The organism is Aerococcus sp. UMB7834 (assembly GCF_030215145.1).
In the GTDB taxonomy this organism is placed as follows: Bacteria; Bacillota; Bacilli; order Lactobacillales; family Aerococcaceae; genus Aerococcus.
In genome coordinates this window covers 211,951-238,459 of sequence record NZ_JASOLI010000001.1, presented here as the reverse complement: position 1 = coordinate 238,459, position 26,509 = coordinate 211,951, and the positions used below count along the sequence as shown (strand labels likewise).

The window sequence follows — 26,509 nt, the reverse complement described above, 5'->3', positions numbered from 1 at the left end:
GAAAAGCCTCCCAGTCAAGTTTGCTGTGTGAACTGACTGGGAGGCTTTTTGCTGTTGTTTGTCTAGTCTTGGCAAAGCTGCTGGCGGGCTGTTTGAGCTTCTTCTATGATTTGGTCGATAATTTCTCGAACGGGGCGGATATCATGGATGGCGCCAGCACTTTCCCCAGCCATGGGACTGGCCTGGTCGAATTCATCGTCACTTAGCGCCTTCTGATAGGATTGCTTGAGGGCGGCTTGGACGTTGGCGGGGTCTTGGCCCTTGAATTCCGCCGCTAGGATATCTTCTAGGAAGGGCGTTTTGAGGCTGCGGACAGCTTGTGCCCAGCTTTGCCCCGTGACAATCGTGCCCTGGTCGTCAGCCGCTAGAATAGCAGCCTTATAAGCATCTGGTATGGGACATTCTACAGAGGCTAGGAAGCGCGTCCCCATCTGGATGCCGCATGCACCCAGGGACTGGGCCGCAAGAAGGCTGGCCCCAGTCGCAAAGCCTCCCGCTGCGATGAGAGGGACTTGGGTCACTTGGCGGACCGCTTGAAGCAAGGGCAGAGTCGAGCTCTGTCCGATATGACCACCGGCTTCTCGGCCTTCAACGATGAGAGCATCGACGCCCAGCTTGCCCATTTTTTGAGCGTGTTTAACCGAGGCAATGACGGGAACAAGCCGGGTCCCTGAAGCGCGCAAGTCTTTCGCAAAGGCCTTGGGCGTCCCTGCTCCAGTTGTGACGACCGCAATATCCTCTTGGTAGAGGATGGGAAGGAGGTCCGAAATATTATCCTGCTGGAGCATGAGATTGACACCGAAGGGCCGGTTGGTCTGCTGGCGGATTTCAGCCAAGGAAGCCTTTAGCTCATCTGCCGATAGACCGTAACTGGATAAGATACCGAGGCCACCCGCTTGGCTCACGGCTGCCACTAATTGAGGCTTGGAAATGCGCGCCATAGCCCCTTGAACAATCGGGTATTGGACACCTATTTCTTGAAAAAATGTCATGCAATCACCTTCCTAATATAAAGATTCGAAGAGAGCCGCAGCTCCCATGCCTCCGCCGATACACATGGAGACAAGGCCGTAGCGGGACTCAGGCTGTCTCGCCATTTCGTTTAATAATTTACAGCTGAGAACGGCCCCTGTTGCTCCGTTGGCGTGCCCCAGGGCGATAGCCCCGCCATTGGGGTTAACCTTATCGATATCTAAATCGAGGGCCTTGATCACGGCCAGGGCTTGGGCTGCAAAGGCTTCGTTGAGTTCGATGAGGTCGACTTGGTCCAAGCTAATCTGTTGGCGGTTGAGTAATTTTTGGATGGCTGGGACGGGGCCGATGCCCATGACAGCGGGGTCAACGCCAGCTACCTGGTAGCCCTTAAAGATCGCCAGGGGTTTGAGCTGGAGCTGGTCGAGCATAGATTTTGAAACAAGGGCTAAAAAGCTGGCGCCATCGGAAATCTGGAGGAGGAAGCAGCGGTGACGGTCCCTCCTCGTTTGAAAATTGGCTTGAGCCGGCTGATCTGGTCCAGATTGGTATCGGGACGGATGCCATCGTCAGCTTGAACTAGCTGAGTCTGACGGGCCTGGGCAGTATGGGCTTTGACGGGAATGATTTCTGCGTCAAATTTGCCAGCAGCTTGGGCACGGTAGGCCTTGTGGTGGCTGTCGACAGAGAATTGGTCTTGGTCCTCACGGCTAATCTGATAGTCCTCTGCGACACGTTCAGCTGTCAAACCCATCCAATCGCTCAGATGGCAGCCTTGACTTTCTAGGGCATAGTTATTGTGGGCTTCTAGACTCGCGTAGGGGGTGGTGGATTGGAATTCTAGACCCCCCGCGATAATCAAGTCTGCTTGGCCGGCCTGGATAGCTTGGCTGGCATGGGCCAGAGCCTGCAGGGAAGAGGCGCAGAAGCGGTTAATGGTTTCTGCGGGAACTTCATAGGGAAGGCCCGCGCCTAGGCCAAGCTTACGGGCAATGTTTCCCCCTTGGCGGTTTTCTGGCATGGAGCAGCCAACGATCAGGTCATCGATTAGCTGGGGATCGAAGTGGGGGCCTAATTTCTGGATCAAGCCCTGGAGCACTTGGGCAGCGATGTCCTCTGCCGGATCATAGGCAAATTGACCAGTGGGCTTGCCTTTGACCACAGCTGACCGAGCAAAGGCGACAATATAAGCTTCAGACATAGTTTCCTCCTTCTAATTACGCAAGATGGTCTTGTGCTTGACAAAGTGTTGGATGCGGTCCTGGGTCTTTTGGCTAGTTAAAAGCTGGCTAAAGACGGTCTTTTCGACTTCTAATAAGTCCTCGCGGGAGACTTGGATCCCCATAGCAAGCTCTCCACCAGCTAAGACCTGACCAATGGCATCGGCTAGGTACTTGTCATGGTCACTGATAAAGAGACCTTGCCGCCAATTCTGGGTGGTCCCCATGACCAGGGCCATGAATTCCTTGCCCAAAACAGGATAAGATTGTGGAAATTGAGGGCGGAAGCTCTGGAAGCGGCCCTGGTAAATGAGCCAGTCGATAGCGGCTTCGAGGAGATAGTCTTCGTTGGGCACAATAACGTCTTCCTCAGTGAGATAGCCCAGCTCTTGGGCTTCTTGAGCATGTTTAGAAATCTTCCCATAGGCGACCGTTTCGAAACAAGCGAGCAGGCGGTTTTTGCGCTCCATCCGGGTCATAGCTGCTGTATAAATGCGTTCCGCCAGCTCGACCAGGCCTCCTGCTCCAGGAATGAGGCCTAAGTTGGCTTCAGGCAGGCCCATCTTAACTTGGGGGCTGGCAAAAATCCGGCTGGCGTGGAGGGCAAGCTCGGCTCCCCCACCCAGGCAGTAGCCCCGGCAGGCTACAGCGATCGGCTTCTGATTATATTTCATCCGCTGTATAATGCGATGGCCGAGATCAAAAGAAATCTGGCAATCTTCAACAACACGGTCTTGGGCAATACTGGCTTCAAAGGCCTTGATATCATAGCCTCGAGAAAAATGCTCCTGGGGACTGTAAATAACCAGCCCAATAGCCGGTGAGTCTTCCAGGCGGTCCAGGGCTTGGTCCAAGCCCCTTAACAAATCTAAATTAATGACGCTGTTCTTGGCTTCGAGGCTAAAGACCAAAGTCTGATTGGGCCCCGGGTAGAGCCTATAATCCGCCCCCTGGTCGAGGATCAGGTCTTTATCATAAGCTGCCAAGGACTGGTGGCGGGCCAGGCAGTGGCTATCGGGATAGAAGGGGCCTTGGAAGTTTTCCAGCCAGCCCGGTAGGCTGACCTGGCGCTTGGCTAGGAGGTCCTTCACCTGGTCGAAGCCGATCAAGTCCCAGATCTGGAAGGGGCCGTATGTCCATTGGTAACCCCAAACCATGGCCCGGTCAATATCCCGGTAGTCCTGGCAGGCGATACCTACATTTTGAGCGGCAAAGGCGAGCAGGTTGACCAGGCTCTGGGCCATAAATTGGCCATAGGGGTCTTCAGCATCTAGGATAGCTTGGAAACGATCCCTAGTGTCTAGCTGGTCTAAGTTATCCATAATGTCAAAGCGGGGGAAGCTGGTCGCTTCGTAGGCTTGCTTTTGGAAGTTATAGTGATAGCGTTTGCCCTGGTCTTTTTTGTAGTAGCCTTGGCCGACCTTGTCCCCATAGTAGCCAGCTTCTAGGAGGGGAAGATGGGCTGAGCGGGAAGGGAAGTAGTCCTGGCAGGTCGGATCCTCCTGGTAGTTGGCCAGGGCCTGTTCGAAGAGGTCCAAGCCTGTATAGTCGACGAGCCGGTAGGGCCCCATCTTGGTCCGACCCAGGTACTTGCCGGACAGGGCGTCGGTCTGACTAGGCAGCCAGTTTTCAGCTTCCGCCCGGTACATGATGTCATAGTTGCTGTAATAGGCGATCCGGTTGGCAACAAAACCGGTGACATCCTGGGCGATAATATATTTTTTGCCCACCCGATTGCTGAGCCACTGGCAGAGCTTTTGCAGCCTGTCTTCGGGAAAAACGGGATGGGGAACGACTTCCACTAGGGGATTGCTGGTCACCGGGGCGAAGAAATGGAGGCCGAGAAAGCGCTCTTGGGCACTGGTATCCAAGTCATTTGCTAAGGCCTGGATGGATAGACTGGAGGTATTGCTAGCTAAGATCACTTGAGGCCCTAAAATTTGACTTAGGTCTGCGAATAGGTCCTTCTTTGCTCCTAGGTCTTCAATAATGGATTCGATCACTAGGCCGCTGACCTGTCCTTCTTGGCGGTAGTCTTGATAGCTGATGACGCTGAGAGCTCCGCTAGCTTTCTTATGATGGATTAATTTTTGGCAGGCGGTCTGGATCTGGGCCATGTCTTCATCGCTAGCCTTGCCATACTTGACCAGGCAGACTGCTAGGCCGGCATTAGCGAAGGCAGCAGCAATTTGCTTACCCATAAAGCCGCTACCGATAATAGTGATTTTATTCTTCATTTTCTCTACTCCTTATCCAAGATTTGAGGGAGGCTTTTTTTACTTTGCCCCCGATCGATTCGTCTAAGTGGGGCTTAAAATATATGCGTTTAGGGCATTCGAAGCCGGCCAGCCGGTCGTGGCAAAAGCTAATCAAGCTCTTCTCATCGGCTGGGCTGAGTGTGTCGGAAGCGACCACCGCCGTGACAGCTTCACCCCAATGCGAATCAGGCATTCCTAGCACGGCGGCTTGTTTGATTTCAGGATGGCGGAGGAGGATGGTCTCTACTCGGGCAGAAGAGACATTCTCGCCACCCGTCTTAATCACATCCTTCTTCCGATCGACCATGATGGCTCGGTCAGCTGCTTTTAGCTTTAGCAGGTCACCGGAACGGAACCAGTCATCCTGGATAGCTTCTTCTGTAGCTTTGGGATTGCGATAGTATCCTGAAAAGGCGGCTGGTGACCGGTAGGCGACTTCGCCAGTCATCGTTTGGTCTGGGCTGACCAGTTTTTGTTGGAGGCGGGTATCGGCCGTCCCGATCACATTCTCGCCTGGATGGTCGGCTAAGAGGGCTTCATTGCCTGCATGGTAGAGCCTAAAGCCGGCAAGAACTTCGGTCTGGGAGAAAGAATTGATGACTTGAACTCGTGGCGAGCAATGGGCTTGGATCTTTTGATAAAGTTCGGGCTCTAAGTGAGAATAGGCGTAGAGCAGACAGCTAAGGCTGGTCAGGTCTAGGTCTTCTCGGTCAGCTGCTGCAAAGACTGCTTCCATGATATCAATCCGGCCCGTCCAGAGCGCCGTGGCCTGGCTCTGAGCCAGAACTTGTGCCATTTCCTGAGCGTTTTGCCGACGTCCGAAAATTAAAGTGCCGCCATAGAGCATGGCGGAAATAGCCAGGGTGAGATCGGCACAGTGGTAGATGAGGGGGAGGAAGGAAGCCACGCGGTAGTGGTGGATTTGGTCCACCCCCCGGCTCATGTGCATGCCGTAGATAGAGGCCGCATGGTAGCTGTAATGGTGGCTGATCATGACGCCCTTGGGCCAGGAGGTCGTTCCCGAAGTAAAGAGGATCTCCCAAATGTCATCGCCATGGAGGGGATAGCGGTCCGGTTGCTGGCTGGGTTGGTCAGCTAAATAAGCATTAAAGTCCTGGTAGGAAGCGGCGACTTGTCCACCAATTGGGATGGCGAGCTTAACTTGGAAGCTGTGGCCCGCTAATAGGCTGTCGAATTTGGGGATAAATTCGGCATCGATGACGAGGACAGAAGGCTGGATCAGGTCAATCACATGGGCCATGACATCCTCTGAGAAATTGGGATTAGCGGGTACCGAGACCATGCCAGCTTTGGCTGTTCCAAACTTAGCAATTAGGGCCTCAGTTGAATTTTCGCAGATAAAGAGGATACGACTGGCTCGTTCGAGGGCAAGCTGGTCGAGCCTCTGGGCAAATTGGTTAGCCTTGCTATTATAAGTCCCATAGTTCAAGACTTGGTGGTCGGGTAGACTGTAAGCGCCTGGTCCGGCAACGAGGGCAGTGTCATCGGGACGGTTATGGCCGAGATTTTCTAAGAGGTCGCCAACAAGTGTCCGATTGAAGGGGCTATCGTTACGGCGGTTATATAGAGATTCAACATCAATAGGCATTTCGCTTTTCCTTTCTATCAATCACTACTAGTCATTATAACTAAAAACTGGGGAAGTTAAAACGCTTTCCACTTCGTCAATTGATCTCTGAAGGCTAGAATTAATTTAGAATGGTTCGAGTCAATGACGAGTCAGAGAGTCTTTTGGTTCACATATTTGAAAAGTATTATCAAATAGACTAGAATAAGAAGAGACTAACGATTGTTTTATAAGGAGGGCATTATGTCGACATTAGAAATTAAAGACTTACATGTTTCAGTAGAAGAGAATGAAATTTTAAAAGGGGTTAACTTAACCATCAATACGGGGGAAGTCCATGCCATCATGGGGCCTAACGGGACAGGGAAATCTACCCTATCTGCTGCCATCATGGGCCACCCAGCCTTTGAAGTGACCTCAGGTGAAATCTTATTAGATGGCGAAAATATCCTGGAAATGGAAACGGACGAGCGGGCTCTAGCTGGTTTATTCTTAGCCATGCAATATCCTTCTGAAATTCCTGGGATTACCAATGCGGAATTTATGCGCGCAGCGATCAATGCCAGACGGCCAGAAGACGATAAAATTTCCGTCATGGACTTTATTAAAAAGCTCGATGACAAGATGGAAGTTTTAGAAATGCCTGAAGAAATGGCAGAACGTTACCTCAATGAAGGCTTCTCAGGCGGGGAAAAGAAACGCAATGAAATCTTACAGATGCTGATGATTGAACCAACCTTTGCTATCTTAGATGAGATTGATTCTGGACTAGATATTGATGCCTTACAGGTTGTCGCCAATGGGGTGAACTCCATGCGTGGTGATAAGTTTGGCTCGCTCATCATTACCCACTACCAACGTCTCTTAGACTATATCGTGCCTGACTATGTCCACGTGATGATGGACGGCCGGGTAGTCAAATCTGGTGATGCTGAGCTGGCTAAAAAACTAGAAGCTGAAGGCTACAAGGGCCTTGCACAAGAGCTTAACATCGAATTGGATGAAGACTAGCTGATAAGGGAGGATTCTATGTCAGAACAAATGAGCCAGAAAGACTGGCAAGCCATACAAGCCTTCTCCCAAGCTAAAAAAGAACCTGCATTTTTACTTGCCTTGAGAGAGAAAGCTTTTCAAAATATTGATCACTTAGACTTACCCGATACCCCTAAGATGGATGTCAAACGCTGGCCTCTATATGGAGCCAAGATCCAGGGGGAAGGGACCACAGACTTTGAATTGGATGAGCGCTACCAACACAAGGGGCAAGAAGCCCTCATGAACCAATTCGGCGACCAGACCCTGAGCTTGGACCTGAGTCAGAACTTGGAGGACCAAGGGGTTATCTTGATGGATATCTTCGAAGCCATGCAAGCTTACCCAGACTTCTTCAAGGATTACTATATGACCAAGGCCGCTAAACCAGGCGACAACAAGATTACCGCCTACCATACGGCCTATATGAATAGTGGGATTTTCCTCTATGTCCCTGAAAATGTGCAGGTCGAAGAACCGATTGTTGTCAACGCCTTCCAAGATGCCAGCCAAGACTTGGCCTATAACCACCATGTCTTGATTGTGGCAGAAGCCCATGCCAAGTTCAGCTTTGTGGAACGCTTCCAAACGCATGGCGACCAAGCCAATTCGGCTAATATCTTAACCGAAATCATTGCAGCTGACCATGCAGAAGTCCACTATGCTGCCTTGGACGAACTCGGCGAAAATACGACGGGCTTTATTACCCGCCGCGGTCACTGTGGCCCTGAAGCGCGGATTGATTGGGCCGTCGGTATGCTTAACGATGGCAATGTGGTCGCTGACTACAATGCTGAATTGATCGGAGATGGCTCGGTCAGCTATGTGAATGTGGTCGGCATCTCGGATGGCAAGCAAACGCAAGGGGTCAACTCCCGAGTTTCCAACTATGGCCGCCACAGTGTCGGTCATATCTACCAAAAAGGGGTCATCCTCGACCGCTCACGCTTGGCCTTTAATGGGATTGGCCACATCTACCGTGGGGCAGTAGGCGCTGATGCCCAACAAGAAGAACGGATCCTGATGTTCTCTGACCGGGCGCGGGGCGATGTCAACCCTATCCTATTGATCGACGAAAATGATGTGACGGCAGGCCACGCCGCTTCCATGGGCCGGGTCGACCAGGAAGAACTCTACTATCTGATGAGCCGGGGAATTTCCGGCAAAGAAGCCCAGCGCTTAGTAATCCGTGGCTTCTTAGGTAGTGTGATTGTAGCGATTCCTTTACAAGAAATGCGTGAAGAATTAATTGAAATTATAGATAAGAAGTTGATGGCTATTGACAATGACTAATATTTACCGGGATTTCCCCATTCTCAAGCAAAAAGTGAATGATGAAGACCTGGTCTACTTGGATAATGCAGCAACCACTCAGAAACCTCAGGCAGTGATTGATGCCCTAGAAGCTTATTATCTCCACGACAATGCCAACATCCACCGCGGAGTCCATAGCCTAGCCAACCGGGCAACCAAGGCCTATGAAAGAACCCGCGACAAAGTGCAAGCCTTTATCAATGCCGGCCAAAGAGAAGAAATCATCTTCACCAAGGGCACGACCCAGGGACTCAACTGGATTGCCCGCAGCTTTGCGGATGCCGTGCTTGAGCCTGGCGATGAAATCTTAATTTCACCGATAGAGCACCATTCCAACCTCATCCCTTGGCAAGAGGCAGCTAAGCGTAACCAGGCTAAGTTACGCTATCTGGAGATGAACCAGGAGGGGATCTGGACAGCCGAAGATCTGAAGGAAGCGATAAGCGATCGAACTAAGATCCTGGCTATCTCCCACGTCTCCAATGTGCTCGGTTCTGCCCAAGATATTCAAGCCCTGGCTCAAGTCATCCATGATAACCAAGGCTATATCGTAGTGGACGGGGCCCAGGGAGCGGCCCACTTACCCGTTGATGTCCAGGCCCTGGACTGCGACTTCTATTGCTTCAGTGCCCACAAAGTCTATGGGCCGACCGGGGTGGGTGTCCTCTATGGCAAGCGCGAGCTTCTCGAAGACATGGAACCCTTGGAGTACGGGGGCGAGATGATTACCCTGGTCCAACGTGAATCAAGCAGCTGGGCAGAGCTGCCTTATAAATTCGAAGGCGGGACGCAAAATATAGCTGGTGTGGTTGCCTTTTCGGCGGCTCTCGATTGGATTGAGAGCGTCGGTGGGATGGCGGCCATTGCCGACCATGAAAAAGAACTTACCCGCTATGCCATGGCTGCCCTAGCTGACTATGAGGCGGTGGCTATATACGGCTCTGCTAATCCAGACCACCACCACGGTGTGATTAGCTTCAACCTGGCAGGGGTCCACCCCCATGATCTGGCAACTGGTCTTGACCAACTAGGCGTTGCTGTCCGGGCCGGACACCACTGCGCCCAGGTCTTGATGCGGGAACTCTGCCAAGGGGCAACTGCCCGGGCGAGTTTCGCTTACTATAATACGAAAGCTGATGTTGACCGCTTAGTCAGCGCCTTAAAAGAAGTGGAGGAATTTTTCACCGATGGCTTTATCTAAAATGGAAAATCTATACCGCGCTGTCATCGTGGACCACTACCAAAATCCCCACCACCATGGGGCTTTGGACCAGGCCACTCAGACGATTGAAATGCTCAATCCAACTTGCGGTGATGTCATTTTCTTAGACTTGAAGATCGAAGATGACAAGATCACAGACCTCGCCTTCCATGGCCAAGGTTGTGCTATCTCTACGGCAAGTACTAGTATGATGACGGACTTAATTAAGGGCAAGACTGTGGAAGAAGCCCTTAGCTTAGCTCATAATTTTAATGAAATGATTACCTTGCCTGAATTGGATGAGGCTACTGACTACCATGACCAACTCGGCGAAGCTTCCCTCCTATCTGGAGTCCGCAAGTTTCCGGCCCGGGTCAAGTGTGCCACTTTAGGTTGGCAGGCCCTCCAAGAAGGTATTCATAGTGACGAAGAAACAGTTGAAGAAGATGTAGAAGAGGGGGAAGACGAATAAATGAGTGAACTTCCAGTAATTGATGATTATAAATATGGTTTTCACGACGATGTGGATTCCAAAGTTGAAATTGGGATTGATACTGGCCTAACCGAGGAAGTCATCCGTGAAATATCCGCCCAAAAAGAGGAACCTGAGTGGATGTTAGACTTCCGACTCAAGAGCCTTAAACGCTTTCAAAACAGTCACATTCCGGACTGGAACCCAGATATCTCCGACTTAAACTTAAATGACATTACCCTGTATAAGAAGAAATCAGACACGAATTCCAGAACTTGGGATGATGTCCCTGATAAGATTAAAGAAACTTTTGAACGGATTGGTATCCCGCAAGCTGAACGGGATAGCCTAGCCGGTGTCGTTGCCCAGTATGAATCTGAAGCCGTTTACCACAACACCAAGGCAATTTATGAAGACCAAGGGGTTATTTTCACCGATACCGATACGGCCTTGAAAGAATATCCCGAACTCTTCAAAAAATACTTCGCTACTTTAGTGCCACCATCGGATAACTTCCAAGCGGCCCTCAACTCCAGTGTCTGGTCAGGGGGGACCTTTATCTATGTGCCTAAGGGTGTTAAGGTCGACATCCCGCTCCAGACCTACTTCCGGATGAATGACGAAAGCATGGGGCAGTTTGAACGGACTCTGATCATTGTCGACGAAGGGGCCTCAGTGGAATACATCGAAGGTTGTACGGCCCCAACTTATTCTGCCAACAGCCTGCACGCTGCGATTGTTGAGATCTTCGTTGAAGAGGGGGGTTACTGCCGCTACTCCACCATCCAAAACTGGTCGGACAATGTTTACAACCTGGTTACCAAACGGTCCAAGGTTGGTAAAAATGCGACCATGGAATGGGTAGACGGCAACCTCGGCGCCAAGCTTACCCAAAAATATCCATCCTGCTACTTGGATGGCGAAGGGGCCCGGGGAACCATGTTGTCTGTCGCCTTTGCGAATTCAGGCCAGCACCAACATACTGGGGCCAAGATGATCCACAATGCCCCTCATACCTCATCTTCCATTATTTCCAAGTCGATCGCCAAGGGGTCAGGAATCACCGACTACCTAGGGGATGTGAAATTTGGTAAAAATTCAAAGGGCTCTAAGTCCCACATTGAATGCGATACTATCCTGATCGACAAGGACTCCAAGTCAGATACTATTCCGATGAACGAGATCCATAACTCCCAAGTTGACCTGGAACACGAGGCCAAGGTCTCCAAGATTTCAGAAGAACAGCTCTATTATCTCATGAGCCGGGGCCTCACTGAAGCCCAAGCGACTGAGATGATTATCATGGGCTTTGTGGAACCCTTCTCCAAGGAACTCCCACTGGAATATGCGGTTGAATTGAACCGTCTGATTTCTTATGAAATGGAAGGGTCTGTAGGCTAGAAGATGATAGGAGGTTGATGGCCAGGCCTTTCTTAGCTCTGTCATCGTTAATCTCTTCAAATCTTGCCCCTTATATTGCCCCTAGGAAAAATTTATGTGGTAATTTTTTATAAAATAGCTAGAGACGTCCAGTGTCGTCGTGGTGGTCCATCCATCAGATGACGCTGGGCGTCTTTTTATTTAGCTGGAAATTTATAGAGTGCTTGGAGATACAAAAGAGAGTATGACAAAAGTCGATCAGGCCTGAAGCACTGGAGCAAACTAAGAGAAAACGTTTACTAACGATTTCTCATAGTTCGTGAAGTGGATGTCAGGCCTGACTTTTGGAGTAGTTTTTTGAAAAATATTTGTTATTTAAAAGGAGGCTGGAACTTTTGTCCCAGCCTCTAGAAGTAGAGATTTAGTCTGTGGATAGAATATCCATTGCCTATCGTTTCCTTTGCTACAATAACTATAAAGGGAAGTAAGTTTAGCCCCCTTAGTCACAAGGTGAAAAAAGTTTGATTAACTAACTATGGAAAGATATGTAAATAATCTGAAACAGATACTTTTTCATAAGCTACTGTATACTAAATGAATCAAGCATACTAGAAAAAGCTCTGCATGTATGATAGGCAATATCTTCCCGAAAGGCTCTTATTTCTTTCTTATTCTACTTTCCTAGCCATGACCATGCTCAGTTTTTAAACTTGTACACTTGAAATCCCTACCAACATTTATATTTCAATTGCCTAAAACTTTTTAACTGGGATATAGCTTGTTAGGTCTTGGCAGGGTGTGGTAGAATGAAGATATAAAATTAGAAAATGATTATAAGGAGGAGATCAGGTGAAATTTTTCCTAGATACAGCCAATGTGGATGAAATCAAACGCATCGCCGCTTTGGGCTTGGTGGATGGGGTAACAACTAATCCTAGCATCATCGCGCGTGAGGGACGGCCTTTTGAAGAAGTGATTAAGGAAATCTGCTCCGTTGTTGATGGGCCCGTCAGCGCGGAAGTGGTCAGCTTAGATACAGAAGGCATGGTCAAAGAAGCACGTGAACTGGCTAAGTGGTCAGCCAATGTAGTCGTTAAAATCCCCATGACCGAAGCTGGGCTGGCTGCAGTCCACCAATTAGCAGGAGAAGGCATCAAGACCAATGTAACCCTGGTCTTTACCCTCAGCCAAGCGGTCATGGCTGCCAAGGCTGGAGCTAGCTATGTGAGTCCTTTTGTCGGCCGTTTAGAAGATATTGGGACAGACGCTTATGCCCTAATCTCTGATATTCGGGACATGTTGGATTTCTACGGCTATGATACGGAAATTATTGCAGCTAGCATCCGGACCCTGCCTCACTTTGAAGAAGTCGTTCGACGCGGCGCTCACATCGCTACCATCCCAGGCAAATTATTCCCTAAATTATGGAAACACCCCTTAACCGACTCCGGAATCGAAGGCTTCCTCAAAGACTGGGAAAACTTCTCTAATAAATAAGGGTGTGAGGGAGCGCGGGTAGAAGTGGACCTCTGGAGCAAAAGGGATAAGAACGGCTGCAAGCCGAACGTTCCCTTTTGTGAAGAAGACCTATTTCTGCCAGCATGAACCCGACTATAAGGGGGGGTGAGACTTGGCGGTTAGCTTTTGTTCGCTGGAGCCAGTTAGCAGTCCATCCTGAAAGGCTTATTGCAGCCCTAGTAAAATTGAACAAAATAAAAGAGAATCTACACGTCACTAGTTGCTAGTGGGTAGATTCTCTTTTTTATTCCTTTAGGTCTTGAGCATAGTGAAGCAGCTGAGCCTGTTTATCGGTATCTAGTGATTCATAAATTTCAATGAGTTGGTCGCTAGGACTCTGGTATTTTTCTCGTAAATCTTCTTTCAAGAGTTCGTCGATGCCGACATGGTATATGGCGGCTAACTCTTCGACGACATCCAGGGAAGGGGCGTACTTACCGTTTTCCCAGTCAGAAATTGTTGAATTTGTTTTACGGTTGAGCTTTTTGGCGATGTCCTTTTGGTAATAATTATTTTTTTCGCGTAAAAATTTTAAATTTTCTGCCAACATAGGCAAGCCTCCTTAGTATTTATATTAATCATAGCATGTTCATATAAATAATGAAACTAAATTCATGAAATTAATTTCGTTTCTATTTAATAGAATTACAGTTCGCTATTTTAGAAATATAGGCGTATAAATTTGACTTACATATACCCTAACTATATAATTCATATGAGGAGGCTTGCTATGAAAAGAAAATATTTAGGAGATTGGCGCAAGAGTAGGGGAATGACCCAGGAACAATTGGCTCAGGCTGTCCACATTACGACCAGGACCATTGCCAATTATGAGAAAGACCCCAAGAATCTCTACCATGCCTCTTATGCTAATGTATTAAAAATAGCAGAGGTTTTAAATATTCATCCGGACCAATTAGAAATCAAATAAAAAAGCAGCAAAGTTTAGCAGATACTTTGCTGCTTTTTGCTTAATTAAAGTTGGGAAGGATGGCTTCATAGACGTCTGAATTTTCCTTTAATTTGAGGGGATAATTGGTTCGGTAGAGTGAGCCTTCTTGGTTCTGCTCCATGTACATGACGAAGTCTCGGGTCTCGTTAATCGGATAGATGGTTAACAATTTAGTGAAGACATCATCCTGGTCAATAATGACATTGCGGATTAAATAATCCTCAGTAAAGGAATAATCAAATTGAAAATATTGGCCGGGCTGGACCCGGTACTCGTACTCTAAGAAAGTGATCAGTTCTTTGGACATGTAAATTTCCTCCTAGCTCTACAGTGACTTTCCTTTATTAATTGTACCTATAAATGTATGCGTTTACAAGTGTTTGTAAATAAATTCACAGATTGAGTGGATAATATTTTTATTATGGGCACTTGTTACTAGCTGGCAAAAGTGAGTTAAAACTACTTTTTAGTAAACTTTAAAAGGTCAGGGGCCGAGTCCGTATGTTAAAATAGAGGGTACAGACTATATGGAGAGGGAGAGCGATAATGACTATCGATTACGATTCGATTAAAGATGACCTTTACCTAGCAGTTAACGGAGACTGGCTAGCCCAAGCGGAGATTCCTGCTGATAAGCCAGCTACAGGCGGATTTACCAGTTTAAGAGACCAGATGGAAGACCTCTTATTAGAAGAAACCCAAGCCATGCGCGAGGGCAAATTAGCCTTGGACCAGCCAGAATTGGAAGAATTCGTGGCCTATTACAATAAGGCCCTCGACTTCGAGGGGCGCGAAGCCCAAGGGAGTCAGCCCTTAGAAGAAGAAATTGACCAAGTCAAAGCCTTGGAGAGCTTAGCTGACCTGCAAGCCTTTGCAAAAGACTGGACCCTTAAGAATAATGACTTGCCCTTTGCGATCAGCGTGGAAGCGGATATGAAGGATACCGACCACTATACCCTCTACCTGGATACCCCAGGCTTGGTCTTGCCAGACACGACCTATTATGAAGAAGGAAACGAAGTGGGCCAAAGCTTACTAGCTGTCTATGCCAAGCAGTCCGAGGAATTATTGAGCTATTGTGGGATTGATCAAGCGGAACAAGTCACCGCTCATGCCTTGGCCTTTGACCGGTCCTTGGTCCAGTATATGAAGAGCAATGAAGAATTAGCGGACTATCCCAAGCTCTATAACCCACGGTCGATGGACCAGGTGCAAGCTTACTCGGCTAGCTTTGATTTTAAAGCTTACTTTGAAGCCCTCTTAGGTCAAGTGCCGGACCAGGTGATTGTGACCCAGCCGGTTTTCTTTGAGCATTTTGATGAGCTTGTTAATGCCGATTCCTTCGACCAAATGAAAGCTTGGCTCCTCGTCCAAGTGGTCAATGCAGCGTCGAATTGCCTCAGTGAAGAAATGCGCCAGATCGGCAGCCAGTATAGCCTGGCCCTGTCCGGTAATCCTGAGACCCTATCTAAGGAGAAACAAGCCTTCTACGCTAGCACAGCCATGTTTGACCAAGTCATCGGGCTCTATTACGGCAAGAAACACTTTGGCCCCCAAGCCCGTGAAGATGTCCGCCAGATGGTTGTGGAAATGATTGAAGTTTACAAGAAACGCTTAGAAGCTAACGATTGGTTGAGTCCAGAAACCATTGACAAGGCCATTGTCAAGCTCGATGCCATCGATATCTTGGTCGGCTATCCGGATACCTATCCTGACATATACAGCAAATTCAAGGTAGACCCTGAGCTCAGCTTCTACGGCAACCTCCAAGCTTTCAGCCGGATAAAGATTGCTGACCGTTTGGGGCGTTATGGCCAAAAGGTTGACCGGACGGAATGGGGGATGTCACCAGCGACGGTCAATGCCTACTATAACCCAAGTTTCAACCATATCTGTTTCCCTGCGGCCATCTTACAGGCGCCTTTCTATGCCATTGACCAGAGCCGGAGCCAGAACTACGGGGGGATTGGAGCCGTGATTGCCCATGAAATTTCCCACGCCTTCGACAACAATGGGGCCCAGTTCGATGAGAAGGGGAATATGACCAATTGGTGGCAAGCAAAAGATTATGAGGTCTTTTCTGCTAAAGCAGAAGAGATGGTCGACCAATTTGACGGCCTGCCTTTTGCTGGGGGCCAAGTGAATGGACGGATGACGGTTTCTGAAAATATTGCCGATGCCGGCGGTCTCCAAGCGGCTCTTGAGGCCTGCCAGCACGAGGAAGATTATGACCAAGAAGCCTTCTTCATTAATTGGGCAAGGATCTGGTGCCAAAAAGCTCGGGACCAATACAAGCAATTGCTGCTCAATATGGACGTCCATGCCCCAAGTCCACTGAGAGCTAATGTCCAAGTCAAGAATATCGATGCCTTCCATACTTGCTTTGGCATCCAGGAGGGCGATCCCATGTACCTAGCCAAAGAAAATCGTGTGGTGATTTGGTAGGTGCTATAAGTATAGAAGATTCTATGCTAAAATAGTTAAGATGAAAGAGGTGCTCAAATCCGCACCCAAAAAGACAAGGAGTTGTGTTATGGATTTAAAACATCATGTTGCCGAAGTGATTTATGAGTCAGTTTCTGACCACTTGGATGTGGATCAGATTGAAGCTGCCCTCGAAACTCCTAAGCATAGTGACCACGGCGATATTGCCTTTCCCTGCTTCCTCTTAGCCAAGGCCTTGCGCAAGGCACCCCAAGCCATTGCTCAAGAACTCGCTGCTGAGATAAATGACCCTGCTTTAGACAAGATTGAAGCAGTGGGCCCTTACTTGAATTTCTTCCTCAAGCCGGACCAAGTGTCTAAGCAAGTCTTAAAAGAAATTCTCAGCCAGGGTTCAGATTACGGCCAACAGGACTTAGGCCATGGGGGCAATGTCACCATCGATATGTCCAGCCCGAATATTGCAAAACCTATGTCCATGGGCCACCTGCGTTCTACGGTGATTGGGAATGCGATTGGGAATATTTTGGCCAAGGTCGGCTTTAACCCCATTCGGATCAACCACCTGGGTGACTGGGGGACACAGTTCGGGAAATTAATTGTGGCCTATCGCTTATGGGGAACGGAAGAAGGGGTCCGGGCGAATCCGATCCAAGAACTCTTACGCCTCTACGTGAAGTTCCACGAAGAAGCCGAGGAAGATGAGAGCTTAAACGACAAGGGCCGCCAAGCTTTTAAGGCCTTGGAAGAAGGTTCGGAAGAAGAATTGACCCTCTGGCGTTGGTTTAGAAGCGAGTCCCTCAAAGAATTCAACCGCATCTATGCGATGTTAGGCATTGAATTCGATTCTGACAAGGGTGAAGCCTTCTACAATGACAAGATGGACCGAGTGATCGAGCTCCTGGAAGAAAAGGACCTGCTCAAGGTCGATAATGGGGCGACGATTGTTGACTTAGACAAGTATGATTTGATTCCTGCCTTAGTCAAAAAGTCAGATGGAGCGACCCTTTATATGACCCGCGACCTGGCCGCTGCCCTCTATCGTAAGGACCACTATGACTTTGCTCAGTCCCTCTATGTGGTGGGCAATGAGCAGAGTATCCACTTCAAGCAATTGAAGGCGGTCCTCAAAGAAATGGGTTACGACTGGTACGATGATATCCACCATATTCCGTTCGGTCTGGTGACCAAGGATGGGAAGAAGCTATCTACCCGTAAAGGTAAGGTGGTCCTTCTCGAAGAGGTTCTCAATGAAGCCATCCGCCTGGCTGAAGCACAAATTGAAGAAAAGAACCCAGATTTAGCCAATAAAGACCAGGTCGCCCACCAAGTTGGGGTCGGAGCTGTCATCTTCCACGACCTGAAGAATGACCGGATGAATAACTTTGACTTCAAACTCAGTGAAATTGTCCAGTTTGAAGGGGAGACCGGTCCTTATGTCCAATACGCCAATGCTCGGGCGCATTCCATCCTGCGCAAATCAGGTCGCGACCTTGACCTGGCGGCTGACTATAGCTTGGAAGATTCAGAGGCCTATACTATTGTTAAGGCCTTGAATGACTTCCCAGAAACCATTGAAAAGGCCTACCGCCACTATGAGCCAAGCGTGATTGCTAAATATGCGATCAACCTCGCTCAGAACTTTAACCGCTACTATGCTCACAACCGTATCCTTGAAGAGGATGAAGGCTTAGAGTCACGTTTAGCCCTCGTTAAAGCAACGACAATTGTTCTAGAAGCAGCTTTGAACCTGCTCGGTGTCGCTGCACCACATGAAATGTAGGGAAGGGCTAAAAACTTGAGCAATCAATTATCATATTAAAAGAAGCCTTGACCAATCAGTTGGACTGAAAGGGTCAAGGCTTCTTTTTATTTTTCGGGATAGAGTCCGGCTTCGGCTTCTTGGATCATATTTTTAATCGGTAGGACGATGATAAGGAAGAGGAAGCTGGTTTGGATCCAAAAGATCGTCAGGTCTAGGAGACCGTGGAGGAGGACAATGGAAATAAAGGAGCAGATCAGGGCCAAACGAAGACGGAGAGCAGGATGCTTTCTCATGGTATTAATCAAGCTAGCAAAGCGGTAGAAAGGGAGAAAGAGGATGCTGCACCCGACAATCCCATAGCTGAGGAGGGGGTCCAGGTAGATGCTGTGGGAATGGATGGTTGATTTTCCTCCCGGATATTCGTTCCAAACCTGCAAGTAGGTCAAGGGCCCCTGACCAAAGAGATAGTTATGGCGGAGCGCTCGCAAGGCTGTCTGCCAGATATGGATCCGGTCCCCCAAGGCCCAAGATAGGGAGTCCATGCGGGGGAAGAGGTCGGTCACCATTAAACCAAGAACGCCAAGCCCCATCAGCCCTAAGCTGACCAAGGCCTGTTTGTGGTAGCCGTAAACATAGTAGAAGACGACGATTGATCCGACAACCACCATAAAGCTGGTCCTAGCTCCAGTAAAGAATATAGCGGACAGATTACAGAGGGTAATGAAGGCGAAGGCTAATTTCTTTCGCAATTTCTTGGTTCGCGTCAACTTGTAGAGGCCAATAATGATGAAGAATTCAAGCATCATAGCATAGTAATTCGGATTAAAAAAAGTCGCTTCGACCCGGTCCGCATGCTGCTTGCCCATAGCTTCGGAAATAAAGGTGTAGTCCCATTCCTGGATGAACTGAAAGTGCTCGAGCAGGGCAAAAATAAAAAGAATAAAACTGGCGATAAGGCTGACATTGATCAAGTCTTCCACAAAATAAGGCTTGATGGCATCAAAATAATACTTGAAAAAAATTAAGTAGATAGCAAAGCCAAAAGATATGAGGACACCCAACCAGTTTTGATAGACGAGGGAAATGCTAATATTGTAAGCGATAAATATCCAAAAGGCTGCCATGACCCCACTATTATCCGTAAAGCTGGGGCGAAAAAGCCCGCAGACCCCTAAAATAATAAAGATGACCGTCATTACGGTGACCGTAATATAGAAGGGGAAGAAGTTGCTGATTAATAAGATCATCAAGAGCAGGGCTTGCAGGTCCCAGGGTAAACGATCGCTTGAGAGGGTCTTCATGCGAATCACCTCCTCCTTTATAACTTATCATTAGTTACTATGATACCACGTTATAGCTAGAGAAGTACAAAGAATTTCTAAAATCAAGACCAGCTTTGCTCGGCCGATCCTCATCCTCTGACAAAGGCAAGTAAGAATGGTAGAATAGGAATATGATATTCGCGATATGGAGGGAAATGAATGGTTGAACAATGGCAGGGTCTGCCAGCAGACCGCTTTGCAAAATATAGAAGTTGGATTAACCGCGAGGAGCCTGGAATTTGTGGGTCCTATGTCACTGCTGCCTTAGTCCATGACCGTGTTCTGGCTGATACAGGACGGGCCTTGGACCCGGGCCGCTTACTCGGGGCCAGCCAAGAGTTAGTCGATGACAAGCACTTACACAAGGGTACCTTTATTTGGAACATTTATTCGGGCTTAGACAGTCTCTTGGGACCCCAGGGCTACCGGGTTAAGGTCGGTCTCTTTTCAGAAGTTAAAGTCCCTGACTTAATGGCTGCAGGCTACGGGCCCTTTGTCGTGGGAACAGCAGGTCTCCTAGGGTCTCCCTATGGTAATCACTGGCTTCTGGCCTACGCCTATCGCTATAATGACCAGGGGGACTTGGAATTTCGCTGCTACGACAACCACGGTCAGTCCCAAGCCGTCCTCCCAGCTAAGTATTGTTTCTCCTACGCTTATTTAGAAAAGCTGCCAGAGACAGCAGATGACCAGTCTGCGAAAGAAGAGAGAAGTCATAAAGATGAAACTATCCACTTCCATAGCAATGGCTACCGCCAAGAGGCCCTTGAGCAGGCCGAAGCAGAGGAAGGGAAGACCATTTTTGGAAAGTCTCTAAGCGATATTTTGGATCTTTTTATTTAATTTTTTCGACAACACAAAAACAGAGCTTCCCGTCTTTTGGACAGGAGGCTCTGTTTTTTACTTAAGCCGAGTTAAGAGACTTGGCTTCTTATTTGTGATCTTCTGATTTGGCTGCATAGCCGGATTGACGTAGGAAGAATTTGATAATCTCTACGTAAGGGATGATAGACAGGGCAGCAACAATGATAACTGTCCACATTTGACCGGCATTTGGATCATTAACCAAGTGGATGGTACCGAAGGCATCGTTTAAGCCTGGAACAAAGACGGTAATGATCAGCATGGCAGCAGAAACTAGGATGGCCAAGTTGAAGGCCTTGTTGTTAAATGGATTACTTGAGAAGAGTGACCGGTATACGGACTTACAGTTGAAGGCGTGGGCCAATTGGATAAAGGCCAGGGTTAAGAAGGCCATGGCTTCCGCGTCAACGTGTTCGACCTGCATCCGGTTAATGGCATACCAGTAAACGAAGAGGGTAATCCCACCTTCATAAATCCCTTGGTAGATAATGCCTTCCAAGACCCCACCAGATAAGAGGTTGGTCCGGCGACCGCGTGGGGTGTGTTCCATCACGTCAGGTTCCGCTTCTTCTAGACCTAGGGCGATGGCTGGGAAGGTATCGGTAACCAGGTTAATCCAGAGAATATGGATAGGTTCTAAGATCGTCCAGTTGGCAAAGGTGGCAATGAAGAGGGTCATGACTTCACCTAGGTTAGCTGATAAGAGGTATTGAACCGCTTTTTGGATATTAGCGAAGACTTTACGTCCTTCTTCGACCGCATGGACAATGGTGGCGAAGTTGTCGTCAGCCAGCACCATGTCGGAAGCACCCTTGGAAACTTCTGTACCAGTGATCCCCATACCAATCCCGATGTCGGCTTGTTTGAGGGATGGTGCATCGTTGACCCCGTCACCGGTCATAGCAACAACCTTGTTGTGGGTCTTGGATTGCCAAGCGCGAACAATTCTTACCTTATGTTCAGGGGCAACCCGAGCATAAACAGAGTATTGTTCGACTTCTTGTTCTAATTGCTGATCGTCGATGGTATCGAGGTAAGCCCCAGTGGTTACCGCAGATTCATCATGTTCTTCGGTAATGATACCTAAACGTTCTGCAATGGCAGCAGCTGTTGTTTGGTGGTCACCCGTGATCATAACAGTCCGGATACCAGCTGCCTTAGCGGTAGCGATCGCGTCCTTAGCTTCTGGACGTTCAGGGTCGATTTCACCGACCATACCAGCATATACCAAATGACGTTCATGTTCTTCACTGGTATACTCGTCAGCTTCTTCATCGATATACTTGAAAGCCATAGCGAGGACACGCAGGGCTTCAACAGCCATATCGTGGTTAGCTGTTAAGAGTTTGTCACGGTAGGCTTCGGTCATTTCATGGATCTGACCATTTTCATAGTAATAGTCACAGTTGTCAATAATAACGTCAGGCGCACCCTTCGTCATCACAACGAATTGACCTTGAGCCTTGTCTGAGCTTGGATGAACAGTGGTTGACATCTTACGTTCAGAATCGAAAGGAATTTCACCAATCCGAGGTTGGGCTTGGAGAGCTTCATCGAGTTTGAAACCCTTGTCGATCCCGAATTGAACCATGGCGGTCTCGGTTGGGTCCCCAGCCAGGCTCTTGTCGGATGAAACCGTGGTGTCATTCGCCATATTCATGATCTTGAAGACAGGTTCTTCGAAGTCAATGTCTTCACTAGCATCATGGATTTGGCCATTGTAGTAGACCTTTTCGATGGTCATCTTATTTTGGGTCAGGGTACCTGTCTTATCGGAACAAATCACTTCAGTTCCACCCAGGGTTTCAACAGCTGGCAACTTACGCACAAGGGCATTGCGGTCGGCCATCTTTTGTGTCCCCAGGGCGAGGATAATGGTTGAGATGGCTGGCAGACCTTCAGGAAGGGCAGCAACGGCGATTGAAATCGCGGTTAAGAGTATATCGACCCAGTAGCGGCCTTGAACTAAACCAACCACAAAGATAATAACAGCGATAACAATGATTGCCACGGTAAGGAATTTAGACAACTTATCTTGGTCTTCCTGGAGTGGCGTCTTCTTAGTTTCGGCATTATCCAGCATGGTCGCGATATGGCCGACTTCTGTATTCATTCCAGTCCCAGTAACGATCCCGGCACCGCGTCCATAAGTGACGTTAGTGGAGGAGAAGGCCATATTTTTACGGTCCCCGATAGCTGCTGTGTCGTCCGCCAATTCTAAGTTCTTGGTAACAGGTACAGATTCCCCGGTAAGGGCCGCTTCTTCAATCTGCAAAGAATTGCTTTCGATCAAGCGCATATCGGCTGGCACAACATTCCCAGCTTCTAGTAAAACAACGTCGCCAGGCACAATTTCGCGTGAATCAATGGCACGAATCTCACCGTCACGGCGGACATTGGCTTGGGGCGAAGACATTTCTTTCAATGAATTAATGGCGTCTTCAGCCTTGTTCTCTTGGATAACCCCAAGAATGGCATTAATAATAACAACGGCAAGAATAATGATCGCGTCGACCATCCCCTCATAGCCTTCCAGGACAACGGAAAGCACAGCTGCAATAAGCAGGATAATGATCATGAGGTCCTTGAACTGATCAATAAACTTTTGGAAAGTAGACTTACTTTCACCTTCTTGGATCTCGTTGGGGCCGTATTGGTCCAGGCGTTCTTTGGCTTGGGCATTGGTCAAGCCTGTCGTTGACGTTTGGAATTCATCTTCAACGGCAGGAACATCCATGGTGAAATACTTCTTCCCTAACTCTTGTTGGTCCAATTATAAACACTCCTTCTTCGCTCAACTGAGCAGTTTATTATATAATAGTGTAAAAAAAGACTCATACTACTGTCGTCCCCCAGTAGCATAAGTCTCACCAAATTAAGGTAATACCAGCAATACAATTGACTGCGCCTGTTGATATTACCGCAGACATGCTGCAGGTTACTCCCTTATGATTTGTACACTAATATGTATAGTTAGTATAGAGGATAAAAGAAGAAAATGCAATTTTTAACTCGAATTCTTGTTAATTATTTTAAGGTGTGCAAGTAGGAGAAGAATGCTATAATGGAGCAGCATAGAGAAGGTTGAATTAGACGGGGCGTAAGCCCTGTCTTTATTTAGGAAGGTAAGCAGTATGATAATTAATACTAAAGAAATTGAATATCTTTTATTCGATAGTGATTTTTCAATTTATGAGATTTGTGTAGAGTGCGAAATACCATCGCGTTCTTCTCTTAATAATGCACGAAATAGAAAGAGAATAGATAATCTAACGCTAGCTACGTTGACAAAGCTTCAAAAATTTTATAATAAGAATGTAACTCGATAAAATATCTATCAATTTTACTATATCTAGAATCAGTAGGATAGAGAATAAAAGCATTGCATTAATAGCGTGCAAGTAAAATTAGATTTACTTATATTTCGCGTGTTATAATAAAAAAATTATAAGGGAATTTTTAAAGGAAGTTAGGTGTCAAATATTCATGAATGAAGATTATTTGAAGTTAGTGCATCAAGAGATGCCGACTTATTCGAAGAAACAAATCCAAAGTGTCCTCAGCTTGTTGGAGGAGGGCAATACGGTTCCTTTTATCGCCCGCTACCGGAAGGAACAGACGGGATCCCTCGATGAAGTGGAAATTCGTAAGATCCAAAAAACTTATGATTATATTGAAAATCTGGAGAAACGCCGGGAAACGATTCTCGACACCATTGAAGCCGCAGGTAAGCTAGAACCCAAGCTGAAAAAAGAAATCCTAAAGGCAGATAAGCTCCAAGAATTAGAAGACCTCTATGAACCCTACAAACCCAAGCGCCGGACCAAGGCAACGATTGCCAAAGACCAAGGCTTGGAAGGTTTGGCTGAATGGCTCTATGCCAGTCCTAAAACGGGGGACCCTAAAGAGGAAGCGGCCAAGTATGTCACTGATGAAGTCACAAGCCTAGAAGAGGCCTTAGCTGGAGCCCATGAAATCCTCTGTGAGTGGATCAGCGAAACGGCTCGCTACCGGCAATGGCTGCGCCGCTATGTCAAAGAAGAAGGGCGGTTAGTGAGTGAGAAGGCCAAGGGAGCGGAAGATAATAAGCAAGTCTACAAGGTTTACTATGACTTCTCCCAAGCTCTCGGTAAGCTCAAACCCTACCAAGTTCTGGCTTTGAACCGCGGCGAGAAAGAAAAAATCCTGCGCTTGAACTTTGAGTTTGATGAATTTCCAGTCTTAGAGTACTTAGTTAACCAGGTGATCGATGGGCACCCTGTCAGCTTGAAGGAGCTCCAGGCAGCGATCCAGGACGCCATGCAGCGCTTCCTCCTGCCGGCAGTGGAAAGGGAAATCCGCTCCGAATTGACCGAGGAGGCTGAAGCCCACGCCATTGAAACCTTCTCTGACAACCTCTACCACCTGCTCATGCAGGCTCCGCTCAAGGGCCGGGTTGTCCTCGGGCTCGATCCTGCCTTCCGTACCGGATGCAAGCTCGCGGTGGTGGATGAAACGGGGAAATTCCTCGATAAGGCAATTATCTATCCAACCCACCCAGTCAATAAAGTCGAAGAAGCTGCTAAAATTTTCGGCCAACTAGTTGAAAAATATGGGGTAGAAATGGTGGCCATTGGGAATGGGACCGCGAGTCGGGAATCGGAGCAATTCGTGGCCGACCAAATCCAAAATCGTTTCCCAAATCTCAAATATATGATTGTTAATGAGAGCGGGGCTTCGGTCTATTCCGCCAGTAAAGTGGCCCGGGCGGAGTTCCCAGACTTTAATGTCGAAGAACGGTCTGCCGTCAGCATTGCCCGCCGCCTCCAAGACCCGCTGGCAGAATTGGTGAAGATTGATCCGAAATCCATTGGGGTCGGCCAATACCAACACGACGTCTCCCAAAAAGAACTCTCCGACTCTCTTGACTTTACCGTCGAAACCGTGGTGAACCGGGTAGGGGTGAACTTGAATACGGCGAGTCCTTCCTTGCTGGTCCATGTGTCAGGCGTCAACAAGTCGGTGGCCAAGAATATTGTGGCCCATCGCAATGACAATGGGCTCTTTAAGAACCGTAAAGAACTCAAGGATGTTTCCCGCTTAGGTCCTAAAGCCTTCGAACAATGTGCCGGCTTCTTGCGTATCCTCAACGGGGAAGAAGTCCTCGATGCGACGGCTATCCACCCGGAAAGCTACAAACTCACTAATAAAATTCTAGCTGACCAGGGCATTGACCTGGCCGACATCCATGAAGATGCTGTCCGCCAGCAGATTAAACACTGGAATATTTCACGTCTTGCGGCTGATTACCAGATAGGGGAAGAGAGCCTCACGGACATCCAAGATTCCCTCCTGGCACCTGGTCGCGACCCGCGGGATGACTTGGATGCGCCAATCTTGCGCTCAGATGTCTTGAAACTGAGTGACCTCAAAGAAGGCATGGCCTTACAAGGAACCGTCCGCAATGTGGTCGATTTTGGGGCCTTTGTCGACGTTGGTGTCAAGCAGGACGGCCTGGTCCATATCTCCAAGCTCAGCAAGAAATTTGTGAAACACCCAAGTGATGTCGTGGCTGTGGGTGAAATTGTCAATGTTTGGGTGGAATCGGTGGATACCCAAACAGGCCGGATTGGACTGACGATGATTGAAAATTAAAAAGACTTATTCAGATGCTGCCTTACAGGCTCTAGTGGAGAAGGTGTCTCTTGAAGACTTTGGACGACCTTTTTGCCACCAGGCGGTATGGAACCGGCGCTTGCGGACAACCGGCGGCCGCTTCCATTCCCCGTCCTGTAAGTTAGATTTTAATCCTAGAATTCTTGACCGTTATGACCAAGACCTGCTCGTTAAAGTGATCCGCCATGAGCTTTGCCACTACCACCTTTACCGACAAGGAAGTGGTTACCGGCATGGCAACTCGCAATTCAAGGAGCTTTTAGAAGCAGTTGGGGGGATTGACTATGTGCCCGACTTGCTTGATCCCTCCGAGCGGAAGCTCTATTACTACCGCTGTCAATACTGCCATGAACTTTATGAGCGCGAGCGCCGCATCAACCCTCGCGCCATGTGTGGCGACTGCTTAGGGGTCTTAGTACAAGTCGAGGGGCCTGAAGATGGCCTTGGTGACAGTTAAGGGCTAGCCTTTGCTCGCACCCTTAGTTGGGTTCGCAGTTGCAGACTTGAAGTGACTTCAGCCAATCGGAACGACCGGCTAAAGCCGTTCTTTTCCG

General features: G+C 48.3%; 21 protein-coding genes. 12 read left to right on the top strand and 9 right to left on the bottom strand.

Annotated features, from left to right (window positions below; genetic code table 11):
- Window positions 1–62: 62 nt before the first annotated feature.
- From QP339_RS01120 to QP339_RS01105, 5 genes are read right to left on the bottom strand one after another with little or no spacing between them, the layout of a single operon-like run.
- Window positions 63–992 (bottom strand): NAD(P)H-dependent flavin oxidoreductase, encoded by a 930-nt coding sequence (locus tag QP339_RS01120; protein ID WP_284910063.1) that lies wholly within the window; start codon window positions 990–992, stop codon window positions 63–65.
- 12 nt (window positions 993–1,004) lie between these two features.
- Window positions 1,005–1,403: a hypothetical protein gene (locus QP339_RS09625; RefSeq protein ID WP_350225017.1), complete on the bottom strand. Its 399-nt coding sequence runs from the start codon at window positions 1,401–1,403 to the stop codon at window positions 1,005–1,007.
- 17 nt (window positions 1,404–1,420) lie between these two features.
- Entirely contained in the window at window positions 1,421–2,173 is a 753-nt protein-coding gene (locus QP339_RS09620) for a thiolase family protein (protein ID WP_350225016.1), read from the bottom strand.
- Between the two features lie 12 nt (window positions 2,174–2,185).
- On the bottom strand, window positions 2,186–4,429 hold the full coding sequence (locus QP339_RS01110) for a 3-hydroxyacyl-CoA dehydrogenase/enoyl-CoA hydratase family protein (protein WP_284910062.1): 2,244 nt from the start codon (window positions 4,427–4,429) through the stop codon (window positions 2,186–2,188).
- A complete protein-coding gene (locus tag QP339_RS01105; RefSeq protein WP_284910061.1) occupies window positions 4,419–6,059 on the bottom strand; it encodes a class I adenylate-forming enzyme family protein in 1,641 nt (546 codons plus the stop codon). The genes QP339_RS01110 and QP339_RS01105 overlap by 11 nt, the downstream gene beginning before the upstream one ends.
- Window positions 6,060–6,281: 222 nt before the next feature.
- Here QP339_RS01105 and sufC point away from each other — a divergent pair, with 222 nt between their 5' ends.
- From sufC to fsa, 6 genes are all read left to right on the top strand, one after another.
- Window positions 6,282–7,049, top strand: coding sequence for a Fe-S cluster assembly ATPase SufC (gene sufC, locus QP339_RS01100; RefSeq protein ID WP_070620391.1), 768 nt, complete (start codon window positions 6,282–6,284; stop codon window positions 7,047–7,049).
- Window positions 7,050–7,067: 18 nt separating this feature from the next.
- Window positions 7,068–8,363: a Fe-S cluster assembly protein SufD gene (gene sufD, locus QP339_RS01095; protein ID WP_284910060.1), complete on the top strand. Its 1,296-nt coding sequence runs from the start codon at window positions 7,068–7,070 to the stop codon at window positions 8,361–8,363.
- On the top strand, window positions 8,356–9,585 hold the full coding sequence (locus QP339_RS01090; RefSeq protein WP_284910127.1) for an aminotransferase class V-fold PLP-dependent enzyme: 1,230 nt from the start codon (window positions 8,356–8,358) through the stop codon (window positions 9,583–9,585). Before sufD ends, QP339_RS01090 begins: the two co-directional genes overlap by 8 nt.
- Complete coding sequence (sufU, locus tag QP339_RS01085) at window positions 9,572–10,057, top strand: Fe-S cluster assembly sulfur transfer protein SufU (RefSeq protein WP_284910059.1); 486 nt, start codon at window positions 9,572–9,574, stop codon at window positions 10,055–10,057. The genes QP339_RS01090 and sufU overlap by 14 nt, the downstream gene beginning before the upstream one ends.
- Complete coding sequence (gene sufB / locus QP339_RS01080; protein WP_284910058.1) at window positions 10,058–11,458, top strand: Fe-S cluster assembly protein SufB; 1,401 nt, start codon at window positions 10,058–10,060, stop codon at window positions 11,456–11,458.
- A gap of 828 nt (window positions 11,459–12,286) precedes the next feature.
- Entirely contained in the window at window positions 12,287–12,934 is a 648-nt protein-coding gene (gene fsa / locus QP339_RS01075) for a fructose-6-phosphate aldolase (RefSeq protein WP_284910057.1), read from the top strand.
- A 265-nt stretch (window positions 12,935–13,199) separates the two neighbouring features.
- On the opposite strand, the gene QP339_RS01070 is transcribed toward fsa, so the two are convergent.
- A complete protein-coding gene (locus QP339_RS01070) occupies window positions 13,200–13,505 on the bottom strand; it encodes a helix-turn-helix transcriptional regulator (protein WP_070617297.1) in 306 nt (101 codons plus the stop codon).
- Between the two features lie 180 nt (window positions 13,506–13,685).
- On the opposite strand from QP339_RS01070, the gene QP339_RS01065 reads away from it, so the two are divergent.
- Window positions 13,686–13,886: a helix-turn-helix domain-containing protein gene (locus QP339_RS01065; protein WP_070617299.1), complete on the top strand. Its 201-nt coding sequence runs from the start codon at window positions 13,686–13,688 to the stop codon at window positions 13,884–13,886.
- Window positions 13,887–13,926: 40 nt separating this feature from the next.
- Here QP339_RS01065 and QP339_RS01060 read toward each other — a convergent pair whose 3' ends face one another.
- Entirely contained in the window at window positions 13,927–14,214 is a 288-nt protein-coding gene (locus QP339_RS01060) for a hypothetical protein (protein ID WP_070486541.1), read from the bottom strand.
- A gap of 239 nt (window positions 14,215–14,453) precedes the next feature.
- On the opposite strand from QP339_RS01060, the gene QP339_RS01055 reads away from it, so the two are divergent.
- Together QP339_RS01055 and argS are read left to right on the top strand one after the other, a co-directional pair.
- On the top strand, window positions 14,454–16,352 hold the full coding sequence (locus tag QP339_RS01055; protein WP_284910056.1) for a M13 family metallopeptidase: 1,899 nt from the start codon (window positions 14,454–14,456) through the stop codon (window positions 16,350–16,352).
- A gap of 88 nt (window positions 16,353–16,440) precedes the next feature.
- Window positions 16,441–18,132, top strand: coding sequence for an arginine--tRNA ligase (argS, locus tag QP339_RS01050; protein WP_284910055.1), 1,692 nt, complete (start codon window positions 16,441–16,443; stop codon window positions 18,130–18,132).
- 86 nt (window positions 18,133–18,218) lie between these two features.
- On the opposite strand, the gene QP339_RS01045 is transcribed toward argS, so the two are convergent.
- Complete coding sequence (locus QP339_RS01045) at window positions 18,219–19,415, bottom strand: O-antigen ligase family protein (protein ID WP_284910054.1); 1,197 nt, start codon at window positions 19,413–19,415, stop codon at window positions 18,219–18,221.
- Window positions 19,416–19,595: 180 nt separating this feature from the next.
- On the opposite strand from QP339_RS01045, the gene QP339_RS01040 reads away from it, so the two are divergent.
- The gene (locus QP339_RS01040) at window positions 19,596–20,279 is read left to right on the top strand and encodes a dihydrolipoamide dehydrogenase (protein ID WP_284910053.1); all 684 of its coding nucleotides are present in this window, start codon (window positions 19,596–19,598) and stop codon (window positions 20,277–20,279) included.
- 88 nt (window positions 20,280–20,367) lie between these two features.
- Here QP339_RS01040 and QP339_RS01035 read toward each other — a convergent pair whose 3' ends face one another.
- A complete protein-coding gene (locus tag QP339_RS01035; protein ID WP_284910126.1) occupies window positions 20,368–23,037 on the bottom strand; it encodes a cation-translocating P-type ATPase in 2,670 nt (889 codons plus the stop codon).
- A 749-nt stretch (window positions 23,038–23,786) separates the two neighbouring features.
- On the opposite strand from QP339_RS01035, the gene QP339_RS01030 reads away from it, so the two are divergent.
- On the top strand, window positions 23,787–25,934 hold the full coding sequence (locus QP339_RS01030) for a Tex family protein (protein ID WP_284910052.1): 2,148 nt from the start codon (window positions 23,787–23,789) through the stop codon (window positions 25,932–25,934).
- Window positions 25,924–26,412 (top strand): SprT family protein, encoded by a 489-nt coding sequence (locus QP339_RS01025; protein ID WP_284910050.1) that lies wholly within the window; start codon window positions 25,924–25,926, stop codon window positions 26,410–26,412. The genes QP339_RS01030 and QP339_RS01025 overlap by 11 nt, the downstream gene beginning before the upstream one ends.
- Window positions 26,413–26,509: the final 97 nt, after the last annotated feature.